The sequence below is a fragment of the Microbispora sp. H10885 genome (assembly GCF_014161415.1).
Classification (GTDB): domain Bacteria; phylum Actinomycetota; class Actinomycetes; order Streptosporangiales; family Streptosporangiaceae; genus Microbispora; species Microbispora triticiradicis.
This window is the reverse complement of the sequence record NZ_JABBWY010000012.1, coordinates 265694-283746: the sequence shown is the minus strand read 5'-3', so window position 1 is coordinate 283746 and position 18053 is coordinate 265694. Positions and strand designations below refer to the sequence as shown.

At 72.6% G+C, this 18053-nt stretch carries 16 protein-coding genes; 10 read left to right on the top strand and 6 right to left on the bottom strand.

Annotated elements, in window-relative coordinates; all coding sequences use genetic code 11:
* Positions 1 to 57: 57 nt before the first annotated feature.
* Positions 58 to 801 carry a GntR family transcriptional regulator gene (locus tag HHX37_RS29880; protein ID WP_182877509.1) on the bottom strand — a complete coding sequence of 248 codons (744 nt, stop codon included), beginning with the start codon at positions 799 to 801 and terminating at the stop codon, positions 58 to 60.
* 249 nt (positions 802 to 1050) lie between these two features.
* On the opposite strand from HHX37_RS29880, the gene HHX37_RS29875 reads away from it, so the two are divergent.
* The 7 genes from HHX37_RS29875 (at position 1051) to HHX37_RS29845 (ending at position 9911) form a co-directional block, all read left to right on the top strand.
* Positions 1051 to 2169 (top strand): ABC transporter substrate-binding protein, encoded by a 1119-nt coding sequence (locus tag HHX37_RS29875; RefSeq protein WP_259406856.1) that lies wholly within the window; start codon positions 1051 to 1053, stop codon positions 2167 to 2169.
* A gap of 42 nt (positions 2170 to 2211) precedes the next feature.
* Positions 2212 to 3720, top strand: a complete 1509-nt coding sequence (locus HHX37_RS29870) for a sugar ABC transporter ATP-binding protein (protein WP_182877507.1) — start codon at positions 2212 to 2214, stop codon at positions 3718 to 3720.
* A complete protein-coding gene (locus HHX37_RS29865) occupies positions 3720 to 4679 on the top strand; it encodes an ABC transporter permease (protein ID WP_182877506.1) in 960 nt (319 codons plus the stop codon). Before HHX37_RS29870 ends, HHX37_RS29865 begins: the two co-directional genes overlap by 1 nt.
* A complete protein-coding gene (locus tag HHX37_RS29860) occupies positions 4676 to 5722 on the top strand; it encodes an ABC transporter permease (protein WP_182883826.1) in 1047 nt (348 codons plus the stop codon). Before HHX37_RS29865 ends, HHX37_RS29860 begins: the two co-directional genes overlap by 4 nt.
* A complete protein-coding gene (gene lsrF / locus HHX37_RS29855) occupies positions 5715 to 6599 on the top strand; it encodes a 3-hydroxy-5-phosphonooxypentane-2,4-dione thiolase (RefSeq protein ID WP_182887577.1) in 885 nt (294 codons plus the stop codon). Before HHX37_RS29860 ends, lsrF begins: the two co-directional genes overlap by 8 nt.
* Positions 6600 to 6669: 70 nt before the next feature.
* The gene (locus HHX37_RS29850) at positions 6670 to 8361 is read left to right on the top strand and encodes a glycerol-3-phosphate dehydrogenase/oxidase (protein ID WP_182887576.1); all 1692 of its coding nucleotides are present in this window, start codon (positions 6670 to 6672) and stop codon (positions 8359 to 8361) included.
* Complete coding sequence (locus HHX37_RS29845; protein ID WP_182883823.1) at positions 8358 to 9911, top strand: FGGY-family carbohydrate kinase; 1554 nt, start codon at positions 8358 to 8360, stop codon at positions 9909 to 9911. Before HHX37_RS29850 ends, HHX37_RS29845 begins: the two co-directional genes overlap by 4 nt.
* A gap of 341 nt (positions 9912 to 10252) precedes the next feature.
* Here the strand turns inward: HHX37_RS29845 and HHX37_RS29840 are convergent, their stop codons facing one another.
* Positions 10253 to 11656 (bottom strand): M1 family metallopeptidase, encoded by a 1404-nt coding sequence (locus tag HHX37_RS29840; protein WP_182887575.1) that lies wholly within the window; start codon positions 11654 to 11656, stop codon positions 10253 to 10255.
* 155 nt (positions 11657 to 11811) lie between these two features.
* On the opposite strand from HHX37_RS29840, the gene HHX37_RS29835 reads away from it, so the two are divergent.
* Positions 11812 to 12558 (top strand): ABC transporter ATP-binding protein, encoded by a 747-nt coding sequence (locus HHX37_RS29835; RefSeq protein WP_182887574.1) that lies wholly within the window; start codon positions 11812 to 11814, stop codon positions 12556 to 12558.
* Positions 12555 to 13226 (top strand): hypothetical protein, encoded by a 672-nt coding sequence (locus tag HHX37_RS29830; protein WP_182887573.1) that lies wholly within the window; start codon positions 12555 to 12557, stop codon positions 13224 to 13226. The genes HHX37_RS29835 and HHX37_RS29830 overlap by 4 nt, the downstream gene beginning before the upstream one ends.
* Before the next feature lie 56 nt (positions 13227 to 13282).
* Here the strand turns inward: HHX37_RS29830 and rlmN are convergent, their stop codons facing one another.
* Positions 13283 to 14398: a 23S rRNA (adenine(2503)-C(2))-methyltransferase RlmN gene (rlmN, locus tag HHX37_RS29825; RefSeq protein ID WP_182883820.1), complete on the bottom strand. Its 1116-nt coding sequence runs from the start codon at positions 14396 to 14398 to the stop codon at positions 13283 to 13285.
* Between the two features lie 105 nt (positions 14399 to 14503).
* Here rlmN and HHX37_RS29820 point away from each other — a divergent pair, with 105 nt between their 5' ends.
* Positions 14504 to 15538 (top strand): suppressor of fused domain protein, encoded by a 1035-nt coding sequence (locus HHX37_RS29820; protein WP_182887572.1) that lies wholly within the window; start codon positions 14504 to 14506, stop codon positions 15536 to 15538.
* Positions 15539 to 15611: 73 nt separating this feature from the next.
* On the opposite strand, the gene HHX37_RS29815 is transcribed toward HHX37_RS29820, so the two are convergent.
* The 3 genes from HHX37_RS29815 to pyrH form a co-directional block, all read right to left on the bottom strand.
* Complete coding sequence (locus HHX37_RS29815; RefSeq protein WP_182883818.1) at positions 15612 to 16556, bottom strand: phosphatidate cytidylyltransferase; 945 nt, start codon at positions 16554 to 16556, stop codon at positions 15612 to 15614.
* Positions 16557 to 16680: 124 nt separating this feature from the next.
* On the bottom strand, positions 16681 to 17238 hold the full coding sequence (gene frr / locus HHX37_RS29810) for a ribosome recycling factor (RefSeq protein WP_111701990.1): 558 nt from the start codon (positions 17236 to 17238) through the stop codon (positions 16681 to 16683).
* A gap of 9 nt (positions 17239 to 17247) precedes the next feature.
* The gene (gene pyrH, locus HHX37_RS29805) at positions 17248 to 17946 is read right to left on the bottom strand and encodes a UMP kinase (protein ID WP_244460937.1); all 699 of its coding nucleotides are present in this window, start codon (positions 17944 to 17946) and stop codon (positions 17248 to 17250) included.
* Between the last annotated feature and the right edge of the window lie 107 nt (positions 17947 to 18053).

The window sequence follows — 18053 nt, the reverse complement described above, 5'->3', positions numbered from 1 at the left end:
GAAGCGAGGGATGACGCCCCGCCGCCCGGGACGCCGGAGGCACGGACGACGGCGTGGTCAGCGGATGCCGACGTAGAAGCGGGTCTGGTCGCTGCGGTGGAGGGCGTGGTAGGCCTCGAACCTGGTGTTGTCCTCCAGCCACGCGACCGACTCGATGCCGAGGAGCGGCGTCGAGGTGGACACCTCCAGGAGCGCCGCGTCCTCCCGGTCGGGGAAGACCGCCTCGATCCAGCGGTCGGCCGCCGCGGGCTCGATGCCGTACCGGCGCCGCAGCGTGTCGTAGAGCGACTGGTTCTCCAGGACGACCCGCTCCAGGCCGGGGACGAGCCGGGCGGGCAGGGCCGTCTCGACGAGCAGCCACGGCTGGCCGTCGACGCGGCGGAGCCTGCGCAGCCGTACGACCTGTTCCCCCTGCGGGATCCGCAGCAGCGCGGCCTCCCGCTCGTCGGCCTCGCCGAGCGCCTGGCGGATGGTCTGGGTGGTCACCCGGCGGCCCGACTCCCGCAGGTCGTCGGCGGATCCGGACATCGATCCGACGAACCTCAGCTCGGTCTTGCGGGGGGCGACGAAGGCCCCCTTGCCCTTCACCTTGTAGATCAGTCGCTGCTGGACCAGCTCGCGCAGCGCCTCCCTGACCACCGTGCGGGAGACGCCGAACAGGTCGCTCAGCTCGGCCTCCGACGGCAGCGGCCGGTCGGGGCCGCGCTCGCCGCTCTCGATCTCCGCGCGCAACGCCCGCATGAGCTGCATCCACAGCGGTTCCGCCCCGTCGCGGTCCAGGGGCGGATAGGTCAGGGTCACGGGAACCTCCTTGGCGGCACCGCAGCAGCATGCCCGACCAACACCTGTCACTACAAGTGGTCGGAGCCGTCATCAAGATTATCCATGACTCTCCAAGTAGTCCGACCGGAAACAGCCTCTTGACATGCCCGAAACGCCGTCTTAGTTTGCTTGTCACTACAGGCCTGTAATGACAAGTCGGCACCGGGCCGACGTGTCCCAGCCGATCTCCCCCCTCGCGAACCCGCTCTGACTGGAGACACCATGCACATGCGTCCCACACGCCGGCCCTGGCGCGCCGCCTCGGCCGCGGCGATCTCCGCTCTCGCCGTCCTGGCCGCGGGCTGCGGCTCCGGTGACACCGGTGACACCGCCGCCGCGGACGGGGCCACGAGCGGCGGCAACGGCGGCGGCAAGCCCTTCATCGCGCTGAGCAACGGCTTCATCGGCAACGGCTGGCGGCAGACGATGATCGCCAAGTTCGAGGCCGCCGCCCAGCAGGCCAAGAGCGACGGGCTGATCGGCAAGTACAAGGTCGTCAACGCGCCGGGCGACAACTCCGCGACCGAGCAGGTCGCCCAGATCAAGAGCCTGCTGCTGCAGAAGCCCGACGCCCTGCTCATCGACCCGGCCTCGCCGACCGCGCTCCAGCCCGTCATCCAGCAGGCCTGCAATTCGGGCGTCAAGGTCGTGGTCTTCGACTCGGCCATCGACGCGCCCTGCGCGCACGTGCTGCAGAACAGCTTCGTCGACTGGGCGACCTACGCCGCGAAGCCGCTCCTGGAGGGCATCGGCGGCAAGGGCTCGGTCATCGTGAGCCGCGGCGTCGTCGGGTCCCAGCCCGAGGCCGAGATGCTCGACACCACCAAGAAGATCCTCGGGGACTACCCCGGGGTGAAGACCGTGGCGACGGTGACGGGCATGTGCGACGGCGCCACCGCGCAGAAGGCGGTGCTCGGCGTGCTGTCCAGCGTGCCGAAGGTCGACGGCGTCATCGGCTGCGGCGACGGCTACGGCGTGGCCCAGGCGTTCGCCACGGCCGGCAAGACCGTGCCCGCGGTGGACTTCGAGACCAACGGCCGCGCGCTGAGCTACTGGCGGGACAACAAGATCGACAACGGCTCGGTCGCCGTCATGTCCGACCCCGGCCAGTCGGTCGCGGCCCTCTGGGAGGCGCTCGACCTGCTCGACGGCAAGGACGTGCCCAAGCAGATGACCTTCCCGATCGTCCTGATCGAGCAGAAGGACCGCGACGCCTGGGCCTCGGTGCTCAAGCCCGACGAGTACGCCGCCTGGCCGTGGACCCGCGACCTGTTCCGGCAGCAGGTCGAGGCCGTCAAGACCGGTGGCAAGCCGGTGCAGCCGCCGATCCCGTCGGCGCAGGGCTGACCCGCTCCACACACCGCACGCAGGAGACGGAGGAGACCGGGCATGCACGTCGACAATCTCCCGGCCGGCGGCACCGCGCCGCCGGACACGGACACCGGACCGGCCGGCCGGCCGCCCGTCGTCACCGCCAGGGGCGTGACCAAGACGTACGGGCGCACCCGGGCGCTGGCGGGCGTGGACCTGGAGGTCCGCGCGGGTGAGGTGCTCGGGCTGGTCGGCCACAACGGCGCCGGCAAGAGCACCCTCATGCGGGTCCTCGCCGGGCTGGAGCCCTGCGACGCCGGCACGGTCCTCGTCCACGGCGCGAAGGCGTCCGCCGGAGACTTCCGCACGGTGCGGATGGCCTACCAGGAGACGTCGCTGTGCCCCGATCTCACCGTGGCGGAGAACATGTGGGTGTCCTCGCGGCACTGCCTGCCCCGCCTGCGGTGGCGGCGGGCCGCGAGCGACGCGGTGCGCCGCCGCCTCGACGAGATGTTCCCCGGTCACGGCGTCTCCCCGCGCGATCGGGTGGAGGACCTGTCGCTCGCCCGCCGCCAGATGGTGGAGATCGCCCGCGCCTGCCTGGTGGACCGGCTCGACCTGCTGATCCTCGACGAGCCCACCGAGTCGCTCGGCCCGGACGCCGCCCGGTCGCTGTACGCCTACGTGCGGCGGCTGACCGAGGCCGGGACGGCCGTGCTGCTCATCTCGCACCGCATCCGGGAGGTCCTCTCGGTGGCCGACCGCGTCGCCGTCCTGCGCGACGGCGCGGTCACCGCCGAGCGGCCCGCCTCCGGCCTGAGCGAACCGGACGTCCTCGGGCTGATGGGCGCGCACGTCGCCGCTCCGCCGACGTTCGGCGCGCCGGCCGCCGCCGGGACCGCCGCCCGCGAGACGGTGGCCGAACTGCTCGGGGCCACCGGCCCCGGCCTGCGGGAGGTCACCCTGCGGGTCGGCAGGGGCGAGGTCGTGGGCCTCGCCGGGCTGGCCGGTCAGGGCCAGCAGGAGGTGCTCGAACGCCTGTGGCGGCCCGTCCGCCGCGACACCACCGTCGGTGTGAGCCGGGCGTACGTACCCGGCGACCGGCAGCGCTCGGGGGTGCTGCCCCTGTGGAGCGTGGGCGACAACCTGATCGTGACCGCGCTGCGCGGGATCGCCCGGCGCGGGCTGCGCCGCCCGGCGGAGGAACGCGCCGTCGTCGCCGACTGGGTGAAGCGCCTGTCGATCAGGGGCGGCGCGGAGGCCGGGATCACCGAACTGAGCGGCGGCAACCAGCAGAAGGTCATCGTCGCCCGCGCGTTCGCCTCCCCCGCCGGGCTCGTGCTGCTCGACGACCCGTTCCGGGGCGTGGACGTGCACACCAAGACCGATCTGTACGGCCTGATCCGGCAGGAGGCGGCGAAGGGCCGCAGCGTCGTCTGGTACTCCAGCGAGAACGCCGAGATGGCCCACTGCGACCGGGTCTACGTCTTCCGCGCCGGCCGGGTGGTGGCCGAACTCACCGGCGAGGAGATCTCCGAGGAACGCATCATCGGCGTCTCCTTCGCCGAGAAGGGAGAAGACGACTGATGGCCCAGCTTCTCGCCCCCGCCCTGCCGGGCCGGGCGCGGATGCGCCGCTCCGCACCCGCCGCGGTCAGCGCCGTGGCCCTGATCGTGATGATCGGCGTCTGCTCGTCGCTCCAGCCGGGCGTGCTGACCGTGGAGGGCCTCACCCTGGTCCTGTCCGCGACCGTGCCGCTGGTGATCGCCGCGCAGGCCCAGATGACGCTGATGGCCGTCGGCGACATCGACCTCGGGATCGGCAACTTCGTCGGCCTGGTCACCGTGGTCTCCGCCACGCTGCTGGTGTCGTCGCCCCTGACCGGCGTCCTCGTGCTGGCCGGGCTGGTCGCGGCGTACGCCGTCCTCGGCCTCCTCATCCACCTGCGGCAGGTGCCGGCGCTGATCGCGACCCTCGGCGCGTCGTTCGTCTGGCTGGGCCTCGGCCTGTTCCTGCTGCCCACGCCCGGCGGCACGACCCCGGAGTGGCTGGCGTCCTTCGGCGCGTGGCAGCCCGCCGGCTTCCCCGCGCCGCTGCTGCCGATCGTGGTCGTCGCCCTGCTGGTCTACCTGCTCTCCGCGCGCAGCGCCCTCGGGGTGCGGATGCGCGGCCTCGGCAGCAACCCGGTCGCGCTGCGGCGGGCCGGGCTGCGCCCGGTGACCTCCCGCGTCGTCGCCTACGCCGCGGCGGGCGTGCTCGGCGTGCTGTCCGGCCTCGTCCTGGCCTCCCAGACGGGCGGCGGGGACGTGTCGTCGGCCTCCAGCTACACGCTCATGACGGTGGCCGCGGTGATCCTCGGCGGCGGCTCCTTCGCCGGCGGCACCGCGGTGCCCTGGGGCGCGGCCGTCGGCGGGGTCACGCTGGGCCTGGTCAGCGTGGTTCTCAGCCTGCTCGACGTGCGGTCCGACATGCAGTCGGCCGTACAGGGAGTGATCGTCCTGGCCGTGCTCGCCGGCCGCGTCGTCGTGGGGAAGGTGCTGCGATGAACATCCGCGTGGCCGGGCCGCGCTCCTGGAGCGGCCCCCGGAACGGCGCCCCCTGGGTCTGGGGCTTCGCCGCCGCCGCGCTCGTGTGGCTGGTGATCCTGGTCATCTCGGGCCAGGGCGGCGGGCAGACGGTCTCCCTGGCCCTGTCCCTCGCGCCCTACCTCGTCATCGTCGGGCTCGGGCAGATGCTGGTCGTCACCGCGGGCCCGGGCAACATCGACGTGTCGGTCTCTTCGGTCATCTCGCTCGCCGGGTTCGTCTCGGTGGCGGCGGCCTCCGCGACCGGCTCGGCGGCCGTGGGCATCCTCGCGGGCATCGGCGTGGGCGTCCTCGTCGCGGCGGTCAGCACCGTGGCCATCCTCGGCCTGTCCGTCCCCCCGATCATCGCCACGCTGGCCGCGGGGCTCGTCGCCTCGTCGATCACGCTGTCGACGGCCAACGGCTTCACCGCCGTGCCCGACGCCGGGCTCCGCGCGGCGCTCAACCTCCGCCCGGCGGGCGTACCGGTCCTCGCGCTGGCGATCGCGGTGCTGACCGTGCTCGTCGCCGCCCTGCTGCGCCGTACGGTCTACGGGCGGTCGCTGGTCGCGGTGGGGCAGAACCGCCGCGCCGCCGAACGGGCCGGCGTCCCGGTGGCCCGGGTCATCGCCACGACGTACCTGCTGAGCGGGGCGCTGGCCGGGCTTACCGGCGCGCTGCTCGCCGCCTACATCGCGCCCTCGGCCGATCTCGGCACCCGCTACCTGCTCGACTCCGTGGCCGTCGTGGTCATCGGCGGCACGCTGATCTCCGGCGGCCGGGCGGTCCCGGTGGGCGTGTGGGGCGCGGCCCTGTTCTTCATCCTCCTCGACGGCCTGGTCAACCTCGTCGGCTGGAGCACCGCGGCGCAGAACCTGCTCAAGGGCGGCCTGGTGCTCTTCGTCCTGTTCCTCGCAGGCGGAGGCGACCGTAGCGGAGGCCTGGCCTCCCTGTTCAGACGGCGGCCGCGACCCGCGGCCGCCACGACCACCACCACTATCACAGGAGACGACACTGATGGCTGACACCGACGGCCTGCTCGACGCCCGCGACTTCGGGACGTCCGGGCCCGCGGCGGGCGGCTTCCACGTCAAGGGCGCGCACGGGCAGGACTGGGGCCTGCGCAACCGCCTGTCGCGCATCTTCCGGCCGGACACCGGGCGCACGGTCATGCTCGCCTTCGACCACGGATACTTCGTGGGGCCGATGGCCGGTCTGGAGCGCCTCGACACCCGGATCGCCCCGCTCACGCCGCACGCCGACGCGATCATGATGACCCGCGGCGCGCTGCGCACCAGCATCCCCGCGACCACGGGCGCGGGAATCGTGCTGCGCGCCAGCGGCGGCCCGAGCATCCTGCGCGAGCTGTCCGACGAGCACATCGCGCTCGACATGGAGGACGCGCTGCGCCTCAACGCCGCGGCCGTGGCCATCCAGGTGTTCATCGGCGGCGAGCACGAGTCGCGGTCGGTGGCCAACCTGGCCGCGCTGGTCGACGCCGGTCAGCGGCACGGCGTGGCCGTGCTCGGCGTCACCGCCGTCGGCAAGGACATGGTCCGCGACGCGCGCTACTTCCGCCTCGCCACCCGGATCAGCGCGGAGATGGGCGCCCACATCGTCAAGACGTACTACGTGGAGGACGGCTTCGAGACCGTCACCGCGAGCTGCCCGGTGCCGATCATCGTGGCCGGCGGCAAGAAGCTGCCGGAGCTGGACGCCCTGACGATGGCCTACCGGTCGATCCAGGAGGGCGCCGCGGGCGTCGACATGGGCCGCAACATCTTCCAGAGCGAGAACCCCGCCGGGATGCTCGCCGCCGTCCGCGGGGTCGTGCACGACGGGCTCAAGCCCGAGGAGGCGTACGAGATCTTCCAGGAGAAGACGGCCGGCGCCGCGATCTGAATCCCCAAGGGCGCGGGTCCGGCGAGCGCCGCCCGCGGACCCGCGCCCGTCATTCCCCCGGGAGCCTCCCATGTCGCACCATGTCCCCTCCGGCGAGAACGACGTCGTCGATCTCGCCGTCATCGGAGCCGGTATCAACGGGCTCGCCATCGCCCGGGACGCCGCGGCCCGCGGCCTGCGCGTCGTCGTCGTCGACCGCGCCGACGTGGGCTCGGGCACGTCGAGCACCTCCAGCCGGCTCATCCACGGCGGCCTCAAGTACCTGGAGCGCTACGACCTCGCGCTCGTGCACGAATCCATCCGGGAGCGGCACCTGCTGTTCCGCACCGCTCCGCACCTCGTCCGCGACTACCCGATGCTGATCCCCTTCTACAAGGGGAACACCCGGCCCGGCACGCTCATCCGCCTCGGCCTGCTGGCGTTCGACCTGCTGGCTCTGGGCCGGGGACGCGGCCTGAGCCGGACCGTCCCGGTCCGCACCGTGGCCCGCAGGTGGCCCACGCTCTCCCGCGACGGCCTGCGCGGGGCCGCGCTCTTCCACGACGCGCAGGTGCCCTGGGCGGAGCGGCTCTGCGTCGAGCTGTTCCTCGACGCGCACCGCCTCGGCGTGCGGGTGCTGACCTACACCTCCGTCACCGGACTCGTCGTCGAGGGCGACCGCGTCGCGGGCCTGCGCACCGAGGACGTGCGGACGGGGGCGCGCGGCGAGATCCGGGCCGCCGTCACCGTCAACGCCGCCGGGCCGTGGATCGACCGGATCCTCGACGGCCAGATCGAGAGCCGCCGCCTGAACGGCGGCACCAAGGGCAGCCACGTCGTGCTCGACCCGTTCCCCGGCGCCCCCGACACCTGCATCTTCTTCGAGGCGGCGGCCGACGGCAGGCCGATCTTCGTCTTCCCCTGGCAGGGCCGCTACGTGCTCGGCAGCACCGACCTGACGTACGAGGGCGACCTGGACGAGGTCGTCGCGAGCGACGCCGAGATCGAGTATCTGCTCTCGGAGACCAACCGGATCTTCCCCGGGGCCGGGCTGACCCCCTCCGACGTGCTGTGGAGCGTCGCCGGGATCCGGCCCCTGCCGTACACGAGCGGGGTGTCGGACAACGCGAAGATCAGCCGTGGGCACACGGTGCTCGACCACGGGCCGGCGTACCGGGGGCTGCTGACCGTCATCGGCGGCAAGCTCACCACCCACCGGGCGCTGGCGGAGGACGTCACCGACGCGGCGCTGCGCGTGCTCGGCCGCCGTCCCCGCCCGTGCGTCACCCGGGAACGGCCCCTGCCCGGCGCGGAGACCTCGGCCTGGCCGGAGTTCGTCCGCGACTTCCTCCGCGACTCGCCGCTCGACCGGGCGTCCTCCCGCCGCCTGCTGCAGCTCTACGGCGTGCGCGCCCGCAGGGTGCTGGAGATCGCCGCCGGGGACCCCTCGCTCGCCGAGGTGGTCGACAAGGAGACCGGGGCGCTCGCCGCCGAGGTCGTCATGGCCGTACGCGAGGAGGGGGCGGTGACGCTGGCCGACGTCATGCTGCGGCGTATCCTTGTCGGGCTCAACGGCGACATGGGCCTGAACAGCGCCGCGACCTGCGCGGACGTCGCCGTACGCCACCTCGGTTGGGACGAGGACCGGGCCCGTTCCGAGGTGGCCGCGTACGAGAGGGAGCTGTGGCGCCACCGTCCCCGCGCCCTGGCCGAGGCGGCGGGCACTGGCGGAAGCACTGGCGGGGGCACGGGCGGGAGCAGGGGCAGCGGGAGGACGGCATGACGAACCAGGCCACGTGTTACATCGGGGTCGACGTGGGCCTGACCGCGTCGAAGGCGGCGGCGTTCGACGCGGAGGGACGCGAGGTGGGGGTGGTGCACGCCCGCACGCCGCGCACCAGCGTGACGGCCCACCGCCACGACGTGGACATGGCCGGCCTCGCCGAGACCGTCGTGTCGCTGCTCGGCGACCTCGCGGGCAAGCTCGCGGCCGACGGGTACGTGCCGGCCGGGATCGGCGTCGCGGCCCACGGCAACGGGCTCTATCCCGTCGACGAGTCGCTGCGGCCGGTCGGGCCGGCCATCGCGTCGTCCGACAGCCGCGCCCAGCACATCGTGGACGCGATCGAGCCGGAGGCGGCCCGCCGCCTCGCCGCCGAGACCGGCTCCATCCCGTGGGCCGCCCAGCCCGCCGTGCTGCTGCGCTGGATGCACGACGCCGAGCCGGAGGCGTACGCGAGGACCCGGTGGGCGCTGTCGTGCAAGGACTGGGTGACCTCGCGGCTCACCGGCGTGCCCAGCGCCGACTACAGCGACGCGAGCGCGTTCGGGATGGTCGCGCTGGACACCCGCGCCTACACCCCGACGGCACTCGAACTCGTGGGGCTGCCGGCCGCGGACCTCGACCGCTTCCCGCCGCTGCGTGAGTCGGGCCAGGTCGTCGCCGGGCTGAGCGCGCGGGTCGCGGAGCTGACCGGGCTGCCCGAAGGGCTGCCGGTCATCGCGGGCTGCATGGACTGCGTGGCCGCGACGCTCGGCGCGGGCGGCCGGGCGCCGGGCGACGTCACGATCATCGTGGGGACGTGGGCCATCAACGGGGTCGTCGTCCCCGCGGCGACGCCCGCCCCCGAGGTCACGCTCAGCGCGCTGATGCCGGACTCGGGCACGATGCTCGCCATGGAGGTCGCGCCCACGTCGGCCGCCAACCTCGACTGGCTGAGCTCGGCCTCGGCCCCGCACCGGCAGACGGGCGGCGGCGTCCCCGCGGCGGAACTGCTGGAGGAGGCGGCGACGGTCGAGCCGGGCGCCGGCGGTCTGCTGTTCCTGCCCTTCGTCAACGGCGCCCCCGAGCATCCGGCGGCCTCCGGGACGTTCCTCGGCGTCTCCGCCGTCCACCGCCGCGGTCACCTCACCCGCGCGGTCATCGAGGGCGTCGCCCAGTATCACCGGGTCCAGCTCGACCGGGTCCTGGCCAGCGGGGCCGACGTCGGCGACCGGCCCTGGCGGCTGGCCGGCGGCGGCGCGCGGTCGGAGGTCTGGGCGCAGGTGTTCGCCGACGTGCTCGGCCGTCCCGTCCGGCGGCAGCTCACCAGCGAGCTGGGCGCGCGGGGGGTCGCCTCGCTGCTGCCCGCCGCGCTCGGCCACAGCGACGTGCCGTGGTCGGTCAGCGACACCGACGACCTGTGCGTGCGTCCCGGTCCCGCCCGGGAGGCGTACGTCCGGCAGGCGGAGGTGTTCGACCGGTGCCTCACCGGGATGTCGGCCGCATGGGTGGAGATCGAGCGGTACCGTACGGCGGGGTTCGAACCCGCTCCCGCGGCCTCCGCGGGCTGAGCCCCGCCCGCCACCTCCGGCGTGGATCCGTCGTCGCGTGGCGCCCGCGTCGCGGGCGCGTGGAGGCCGGACGTCGCGCGTGACGTCCGGCGGACGCGTGAAGCCCGGTGTCGCGGCCGTGCGGGGTCGCGAACGCCGTGGGCGTCACGCTGACGGCCGCCCGGAGACGGCGGGTGCGGGGGCGGGTGCGCGGGCGGCGGGTGTCTCACCGGCCGCCCGCGCCCGCCCGAACTCCTCGCATGACCCGGTCGCGTCACATGACCCGGTCGCGTGGCGCGGCCCGGACTCGTCGCGAGTGCCCCGGCGCGTCGCACCGCCCTTCGCGAGGGAGTCGGCGCGTCTCAGAGCTTGGGCTTGTGCGCCTTGTAGAGCCAGGCGTCGAACAGGGCGTCGAGGTCCTGGCCGGAGAGCCGCTCGGCGAGGTCCACGAAGTCCTTCGTGGTGACCGTGGAGTGCCGGTTCTCCTCCGTCCACGTGCGCAGCAGCGTGAAGAACGTCTCGTCGCCGATCTTCTTGCGCAGGGCGTGCACGGTCATGGCGCCGCGCGTGTAGATCGCGTCGCCGTCGAACATCCCGGCGCGTCCCGGATCGCCCGTCCTGAGCTTCCAGAAATCGCTGCCGCTCTTGTTCTTGTAGAGCTTCGCGAAGGTCTTCTCGGCCGACGGACCGCCGTGCTGCTCCTCGTACAACCACTCGGCGTACGTCGCGAAGCCCTCGTTGAGCCAGATGTCCTTCCAGCTCCGCAGGCCGACGCTGTCACCGAACCACTGGTGGGCCAGCTCGTGCACGATGACCAGGTCGTCGGCCATGCCCTTGTCGTACACCGGCCTGCCCTGGGTCTCCAGCGAGTAGGAGACGCCGAGCCTGTCGGCGATGCCGCCGGTGGACGTGAACGGGTAGGCGCCGAAGACCTTCGACTCCCACCTGATCGCCTTGGCGGTGGTGCGGTGCAGGTACCTGAACTCCTTGGCCAGCGAGGGGTCGACCGCCGTGATGCTGGGGACGCCGTCGACGGTGCCCTCGGTGACCTTGAACTTCCCGATCGCGACCGTGGCGAGGTACGGCGCCATGGGCTGGGACATCTCCCACCTCCACGTGCTGTAGCCGCCGCGGACGCCGACGATCCCGGAGTTCTTCGGCTCGCCGTTGGCGAGGACCGTGACGCCGTGGGGCGCGGAGACCTGGAAGCTGAAGGTGGCCTTGTCGCGGGGGTTGTCGTTGACCGGGAACCAGCTGCGGGCGCCGTCCGGCTCGGCCACGACGACGGCGCCGTCCGTGGTGTTGATCCAGCCGGAGGCGCCGAGCGCCTCGTCCTGGATCGACTTCGGCCGGCCCGCGTAGGACACCTCGACCGTGAACTTCTCCCCCGACGGCAGCCCGTGCCGGGGGGTGACGACGAGTTCCTGACCCTTCCGCCGGTACGCCGCCCGCTTGCCGTTGACCTCGACGCGGCTGATCTTCGGCCCGGAGAAGTCGAGGTTGAAGCGGGACAGGTTCTTGGTCGCCGTGGCCGTGATCGTGGTGGTGGCGCTGATGTGGTGCGTCTTCGGCGTGAACCTCAGCTTGATCGCGTAGTGGCCGGCGTCGTACCCGCCGTTGCCCGCGTGCGGGAAGTACGGGTCTCCCAGGCCGGCCGAGCCCGGCGTGTAGGTGTCGGCCCAGGCCGCGGGGGCGGCCACAAGGGAGGCGGTCAATGTGAGACCGGCGGCGAGGACAGCCGTCAGGGGGGATGATCTGCGAAGCATGAGCACCATCGTGGTGCATCGCGCCACGAAATTGACACTTGTTGCGATTTATGAGGGTTTTCCGGCGGAGCCGGATGCCGCTTCAGCCCGGACGCCGGGCTATTGATCACGAATACCCGAAATGGGCGGAGATCCTTCGATAGGCTCGGGAACCTATGCGGATCGCCAGCGTCTCCTTCCGGTACGGACGGCGCGACCCGTGGGTCCTGTCCGACGCCGATCTGGTCCTCGATCCCGGGGATGTCGCCGAGGTCGTGGGCCCCAACGGCACCGGCAAGTCGACCCTCCTGCGGCTCACCGCCGGGCTGCTCAGGCCCGTACGCGGACGCGTGGAGGGCCGCCCCCGGGTCGTCGGGTACGCCCCCGAGCGCTTCCCCGCCGACCAGCCGTTCACGGTGGCGGCCTATCTGCGGCACATGGCGGCGGTCCGCCGCGTGACCCAGGACGCGATCGGCCACTGGAGCGAGCGGCTCGGCATGGACCACCTGCTCGGCCGGCGCCTGCCGGACCTGTCCAAGGGCAGCGCCCACAAGGTGGGCCTCGCCCAGGCGCTGCTCGCCGAGCCGGGGCTGCTCGTGCTCGACGAACCGTTCGCCGGGCTCGACACCGCCACCCGCGCCGAGCTTCCCCGGATCATCGGAGAGATCCGCGCGCGCGGCGGGATCGTGGTGGTGAGCGACCACCAGGGCGACCTGCGCGACTTCCCCGGGCTGCGCCGTTTCGAGGTCCGCGACCGCGCCGTACGGGAACTGGAGCCGGTCGAGCGGACCGGCGAGGAGCCCCTGACCGTGCTGGAGGTGGCGGTGCCCGCGTCGAGGGCCGCGGAACTGGCCGACCGCCTGCGCGCCGAGGGCTGCACGGTGCGTAGCACGGCCCGCGTCGCCGGGGAGGCCGCGGGATGACCTCCGTGATCGCCCTGGCGCGGTTCCGCGTCGCCGGATACGTCGCCTCGCACCGGGCCCTGCAACCACTGTTCGCGCTGCTCGCGCTGCTCGCGGTCCTCTACGCGACCGCCGTGCCCACCGGGCAGGAGATCGCCGCCACGGCCGACTCGGCGGCCATGCTCGTGCCGGTGCTCGCGTGGGCCGCCCGCGGCCTGCTGGACACCGAGCCGGACGAGCAGCGCGCCGTCGCCCTGTCCGCCCTGCGAACGCGGGAGCAGGTGAGCGGCCTGCTGGCGGCGTTCGCCTCGCTGCTCGTGCTCGCCGCGATCGCCGAAGCCGCGCTGCTCGGCCGGCTGACCACCGTCCCCACGACCGGCGTGCTGCTGACCGGCGTGTGGCTGCATCTGCTGTCGGCGGCGGCGGGGCTCGCCCTCGGGGCGTTGACGAGCCGCCCGATCCTGCGCTCCCCGGCGGTCTCCACGATGGCCCTGATCTTCGGGTACCTGCTGATGCTGATGCTCAGCCTCACCGGGGCCCGCTGGCTCACCGTGCCGGTGATGGGCTGGATGCGGGACGCCCACCACGGAGTGCTGCTGGCGAACGCGCCCCTGATCACGGCGCAGTCGGTGCTGTGGCCCGCGATCGGCCTGGCGGCCTACACGTGGCTGCGCCGCACCCGGCCGTGACCCGCCGCGGCCGACCCTGCGGCTGACTCTGCGGCCGACCCGCTACGGCCGACGCGCTACGGCTGGGGCGCGGCGGCGAGCTGGCCGCACGCCCCGTCGATCTCCCGTCCCCGCGTGTCCCGCACGGTGACGGCGACGCCATGGGACTCCAGGCGGCGTACGAAGGCCCGCTCGTCCTCGGGACGCGACGCGGTCCACTTCGAGCCGGGGGTGGGGTTGAGCGGGATGAGGTTGACGTGCACCAGCTTGCCCTTGAGCAGGCGGCCGAGCAGGTCGGCCCGCCACTCCTGGTCGTTGACGTCCTTGATCAGCGCGTACTCGATGGAGACGCGCCGCTTGGTCCTGGCCGCGTAGCTCCAGGCCGCGTCGAGCACCTCGGCGACCTTCCACCGCGTGTTGATCGGCACGAGCGTGTCCCTGAGCTCGTCGTCCGGAGCGTGGAGGGAGACGGCGAGCGTCACCGGCAGGCCCTCGTCGGCCAGCTTGCCGATCGCCGGCACCAGGCCGACCGTGGAGACGGTGACCCCGCGGGCCGAGATGCCGAGGCCCTCCGGCGCGGGATCGACCAGGCGGCGGACGGCGCCGATGACGGCCTTGTAGTTGGCCATCGGCTCACCCATGCCCATGAAGACCACGTTGGTGACGCGCCCCGGCCCGCCCGGGACCTCGCCCCGCGCCAGCGCCCGCGCCCCCGCGACGACCTGCTCGACGATCTCGGCGGTGGACATGTTGCGGGTGAGCCCCGCCTGCCCCGTCGCGCAGAACGGGCAGTTCATGCCACACCCGGCCTGGGAGGACACGCACATCGTGACGCGGTCGGGATAACGCATGAGGACCGACTCGACCAGCGAGCCGTCGAACAGCTTCCACAGGTTCTTGCGGGTGGTGCCGCCGTCGCAGGTTATCTCGCGTACGGACGTCAGCAGCGGAGGCATGAGCTGCTCCACCAGCCGCTCGCGCAGCGGCGCCGGCAGGTCGGTCATCTGCTCCGGCGAGCCGGTCAGCCGGGTGAAGTAGTGCCGCGAGAGCTGGTCGGCGCGGAACGGCTTCTCGCCGATCTCGGCCACGGCCGCCCTGCGCTCGGCCATCGTGAGGTCGGCCAGATGGCGCTGCGGCTTGGCCCGTCGGGGCGCGACGAAGGTCAGCTGCCCGGTCTTCGGCTGCTCGCTCACGCGAAACCCTTTCCATCTCCTCGCGGCCGTCCTCTTAACGACTGCCGCGAGCGGTTCTACATTCTGTCTGGCGGCCGAATCCCGCAGGCCTACGAGAGGTGAGGTGTGGACATCACTGTCGTGCTCACCAGCCCCAACCCCTACGGGAGCCGCACACTGACGATCGAAGCCGACCGGACCTCCTCCGTAGCTTACCTTCGCGACGCGCGGGGGATCGTCCACGGAGCGGTCTGGCTGGCCAACCACGTCCCGGCCCCCGCCGAGGCGGACCCCGCACGGGTGGGCGCCGGGCTGCCGCCGGTGCTGCCCGCGAACCGCACCACGCGGCCGCAGGGCACCTCGCCGCTCGACCCCGCGGCGCTGTCGGTGCTGTGGTTCGAGGAGGGCGACGGCGTCGCCCTGTACGAGAACGGCGAACTCCTCGCGGTCATTCCGTCCTGGGCCGACCTCGACCGCGGCCTGCCCGGATACGCCAGGGACGCGGTCGGGGAGTCGCCGTACGCATGGTCGCTCGCGGAGGCGCTGGAGGGGCTGGCCCCCCGCGTGGCCAAGGCCCGCGCCTACTGGCAGTGGCGGCAGGCGGAGGGAAGCTGGGCCACCTTCCAGCAGTTCGTGCTGGGCCACCTCGACGGCAGGCTCGGCCCGCCGGGGCGCTACTGGGACGTCGGCGGCGACCGCCTGCCGCTCGTCGGCGTCAGCGAGCGCCCGCCGACGTTCACCAGGGACTACACCGTCCTGTCGACCGTGGGCATGAGCTGCCAGCGGATGCCCACCGCGGAGATGTACGACACGGCGTGCCGGGTGGAACTCGCGCTCGCGACCAGGAAGGATCCGAGGGTCGCCGCCCGGTTGTTCTCCTGGCTCGGGCAGTACCCGTGGCGGTCGGTGACCTGGCTGGGGCATGGGCACACGGCCCGCTGGTTCCAGAAGCCGGTGACGTTCCCGCTGGGCGGCGGGCATGAGGGGGTCCTCATGCTGATGGACCCGCCAGGACTACCGGATATGTCCGGATTCATGTTTGGCGGGGACGTCGTACGGTGGCTGTGGCTGCTCCCGCTCACCGACGCCGAACTCCGCTTGGTGGCCGAGCACGGGCATCGGGCGGTGACCGAGCGGCTCGCCCTCACCAGCCGGATCTGACCCGGCGTCGCGGTCGCACCGGTTGTGCGGCGTTCGGTTGTCCGGCGCGGTCGGTTATGAGGCGCGGTGGTTGTCAGGCGACCGGAACGAGCAGGGTGAGCAGCAGCCACACGGGGACGAGCGTGAACAGCAGCGAGTCGAGACGGTCCATCGCCCCGCCGTGGCCCGGCAGCAGCGTGCCCATGTCCTTGATCCCGATGTCGCGCTTGATCACCGATTCGACCAGGTCGCCGAGCGTCGCGCAGGTGACTCCGGCCAGGCCGACGACCGCGCCCTCCCAGTACTCGCCGCCCAGCAGGAAGTGCACCAGTAAGGCGCCGGCGACGACGCAGGCGAGGGTGGACCCGGCGAAGCCCTCCCAGGTCTTCTTCGGGCTGATGAGCGGCGACATGCGGTGCCTGCCGAAGAAGATTCCGGCGAAGTAGCCCCCGATGTCACTGCAGACCGTCACCGCGACGAACACGATCACCCGGTCGGGCCCGTCCTCGGGGGCCAGCAGCAGGGGGACGAACCCGGCGATCAGCGCCGGGTAGGCCGCGACGAACAACGCGGCCGTCGCGTCCCGGACGAAGCCCTCGGCGCCCTGGAACATCCGCCACGCCAGCAGCACCATCACGGTCACCGCGAACGCGCCGACCAGGAACGTGGCGCCGCCCCAGTACGGGCCGAGCACCATGGCCGCCATGCCCGCGAGCAGCGGCGCGAGGGGCACCCGCACGCCGTAGCCGCCGAGCGCCTTGACGATCTCGTGAACACCCACGCCGACGGCCACCAGGACCACGACGAGGAACGCCACCTTGACAAAGTAGAGCGAGCCGATGACCACCGCGCCCAGCGCGACGCCGACCGCCACGGCGGCCGGGAGGTTGCGCCCGGTGCGGCCGGTGGCCTTCCCGGCGTCGCCGGACGGCGCGGCCGCGTCCGCCGGGTCGTCCCTCTCGGTGCCGTGCCCGGCGCCGGAGGGGCCGGTCGCGCCCCCCGCCGGGTTCCGGTCGCCGGCGGCAGCAGTTCCGTCCACAGCGTCTCACTCTCCATATACGCGTGATCCTTGTGCCGCACCTGCCCATGGCGCGGCACAAGGATCACGGTCATGCCGTTCGGCCCTAGGTAGCCTTTGTCAGGCACTCCCGGGGGCTGCGGTGTCAGACCTCGAGCAGCTCGGCTTCCTTGTGCTTCAGCAGCTCGTCGATCTTCGCGACGTGCTTCTGGGTGAGGTCGTCGAGTTCCTTGACCGCGCGGTGGACCTCGTCCTCGCCGGCCTCGCCGTCCTTGACGAGCCTGTCGAGGATCTCCTTGGCGTGCCGCCGGATGTTCCGCACGGACACCCGGCCGTGCTCCGCCTTGTTGCGGGCGACCTTGATGTACTCCTTGCGGCGTTCCTCCGACAGCTCGGGGAACACCACGCGGATCACGGTGCCGTCGTTGCTGGGGTTGACGCCGAGGTCGCTGTCGCGGATGGCCCTCTCGACCCCGTTCAGCGAGCCCTTGTCGTACGGCTGGATGAGCACCATGCGCGCCTCGGGGACGTGGAACGACGCGAGCTGCTGGATGGGCGTCGGCGACCCGTAGTAGTCAACGTTGATCTTGTTGAACATCGAGGGCGTCACGCGGCCGGTGCGGATGCTCGCGAAGTCGTCCTTGGCGACCGTCACCGCCTTGTCCATCTTCTCCTCGGCCTCGAGGAGGGTTTCGTCGATCACTGCGGCTCCCTACTTCCCTGCCGGACTCACCAGCGTGCCGATCTTCTCACCGCGGACCGCCCGCAGGATGTTGCCCTCGCCCATGAGGTCGAAGACCACGATGGGCAGGCCGTTGTCCATGCACAGGCTGATCGCGGTGGCGTCCATGACCCCGAGTCCCCGCGTCAGCACCTCACCGTACTCAAGCTGGTCGAATCGGACCGCGTCGGGGTTCTTGCGCGGGTCCGAGTCGTACACGCCGTCGACCTGGGTGCCCTTCAGCAGCGCCTCGGCGCCGATCTCCAGCGCGCGCTGCGCGGCACAGGTGTCGGTCGAGAAGAACGGCGACCCGAGGCCCGCGCCGAAGATGACCACGCGCCCCTTCTCCAGGTGGCGGATCGCCCGGCGCGGCAGGAACGGCTCGGCCACCTGCTGCATCGTTATGGCCGTCTGCACGCGGGTGTCGATGCCGCGCTTCTCCAGGAAGTCCTGCAGGGCGAGACAGTTGATGACCGTCCCCAGCATCCCCATGTAGTCGGCCCGGGCGCGGTCCATGCCGCCCTGCGACAGGGCCGCGCCGCGGAACATGTTGCCCCCGCCGACGACGACGGCCACCTGCACGCCCTCGCGGACCGCCTCGGCGACCGAGTCCGCGAGCTGGGCGACGACGCGCGGGTCGATCCCGAGGGACTCGCCGCCGGCGAACGCCTCACCCGACAGCTTCAGCATCACCCGCTTCCACCGCAGCGGCCCGTCGTACGACGAAGCCGCCGGCGTGGCGGGTCTGGTGTTCTCCTGCACGGCGGCGGCCTCCTCGTGTCGCGTGGGTCGATCCT

Coding starts and splice junctions, on each gene's coding strand:
- HHX37_RS29850 (WP_182887576.1), top strand. CDS start 6,670: ATGTCGCACCATGTCCCCTCCGGCGAGAACGACGTCGTCGATCTCGCC.
- HHX37_RS29870 (WP_182877507.1), top strand. CDS start 2,212: ATGCACGTCGACAATCTCCCGGCCGGCGGCACCGCGCCGCCGGACACG.
- HHX37_RS29860 (WP_182883826.1), top strand. CDS start 4,676: ATGAACATCCGCGTGGCCGGGCCGCGCTCCTGGAGCGGCCCCCGGAAC.
- HHX37_RS29835 (WP_182887574.1), top strand. CDS start 11,812: ATGCGGATCGCCAGCGTCTCCTTCCGGTACGGACGGCGCGACCCGTGG.
- HHX37_RS29865 (WP_182877506.1), top strand. CDS start 3,720: ATGGCCCAGCTTCTCGCCCCCGCCCTGCCGGGCCGGGCGCGGATGCGC.
- HHX37_RS29875 (WP_259406856.1), top strand. CDS start 1,051: ATGCGTCCCACACGCCGGCCCTGGCGCGCCGCCTCGGCCGCGGCGATC.
- HHX37_RS29830 (WP_182887573.1), top strand. CDS start 12,555: ATGACCTCCGTGATCGCCCTGGCGCGGTTCCGCGTCGCCGGATACGTC.
- pyrH (WP_244460937.1), bottom strand. CDS start 17,946: ATGCTGAAGCTGTCGGGTGAGGCGTTCGCCGGCGGCGAGTCCCTCGGG.
- lsrF (WP_182887577.1), top strand. CDS start 5,715: ATGGCTGACACCGACGGCCTGCTCGACGCCCGCGACTTCGGGACGTCC.
- HHX37_RS29845 (WP_182883823.1), top strand. CDS start 8,358: ATGACGAACCAGGCCACGTGTTACATCGGGGTCGACGTGGGCCTGACC.
- HHX37_RS29840 (WP_182887575.1), bottom strand. CDS start 11,656: ATGCTTCGCAGATCATCCCCCCTGACGGCTGTCCTCGCCGCCGGTCTC.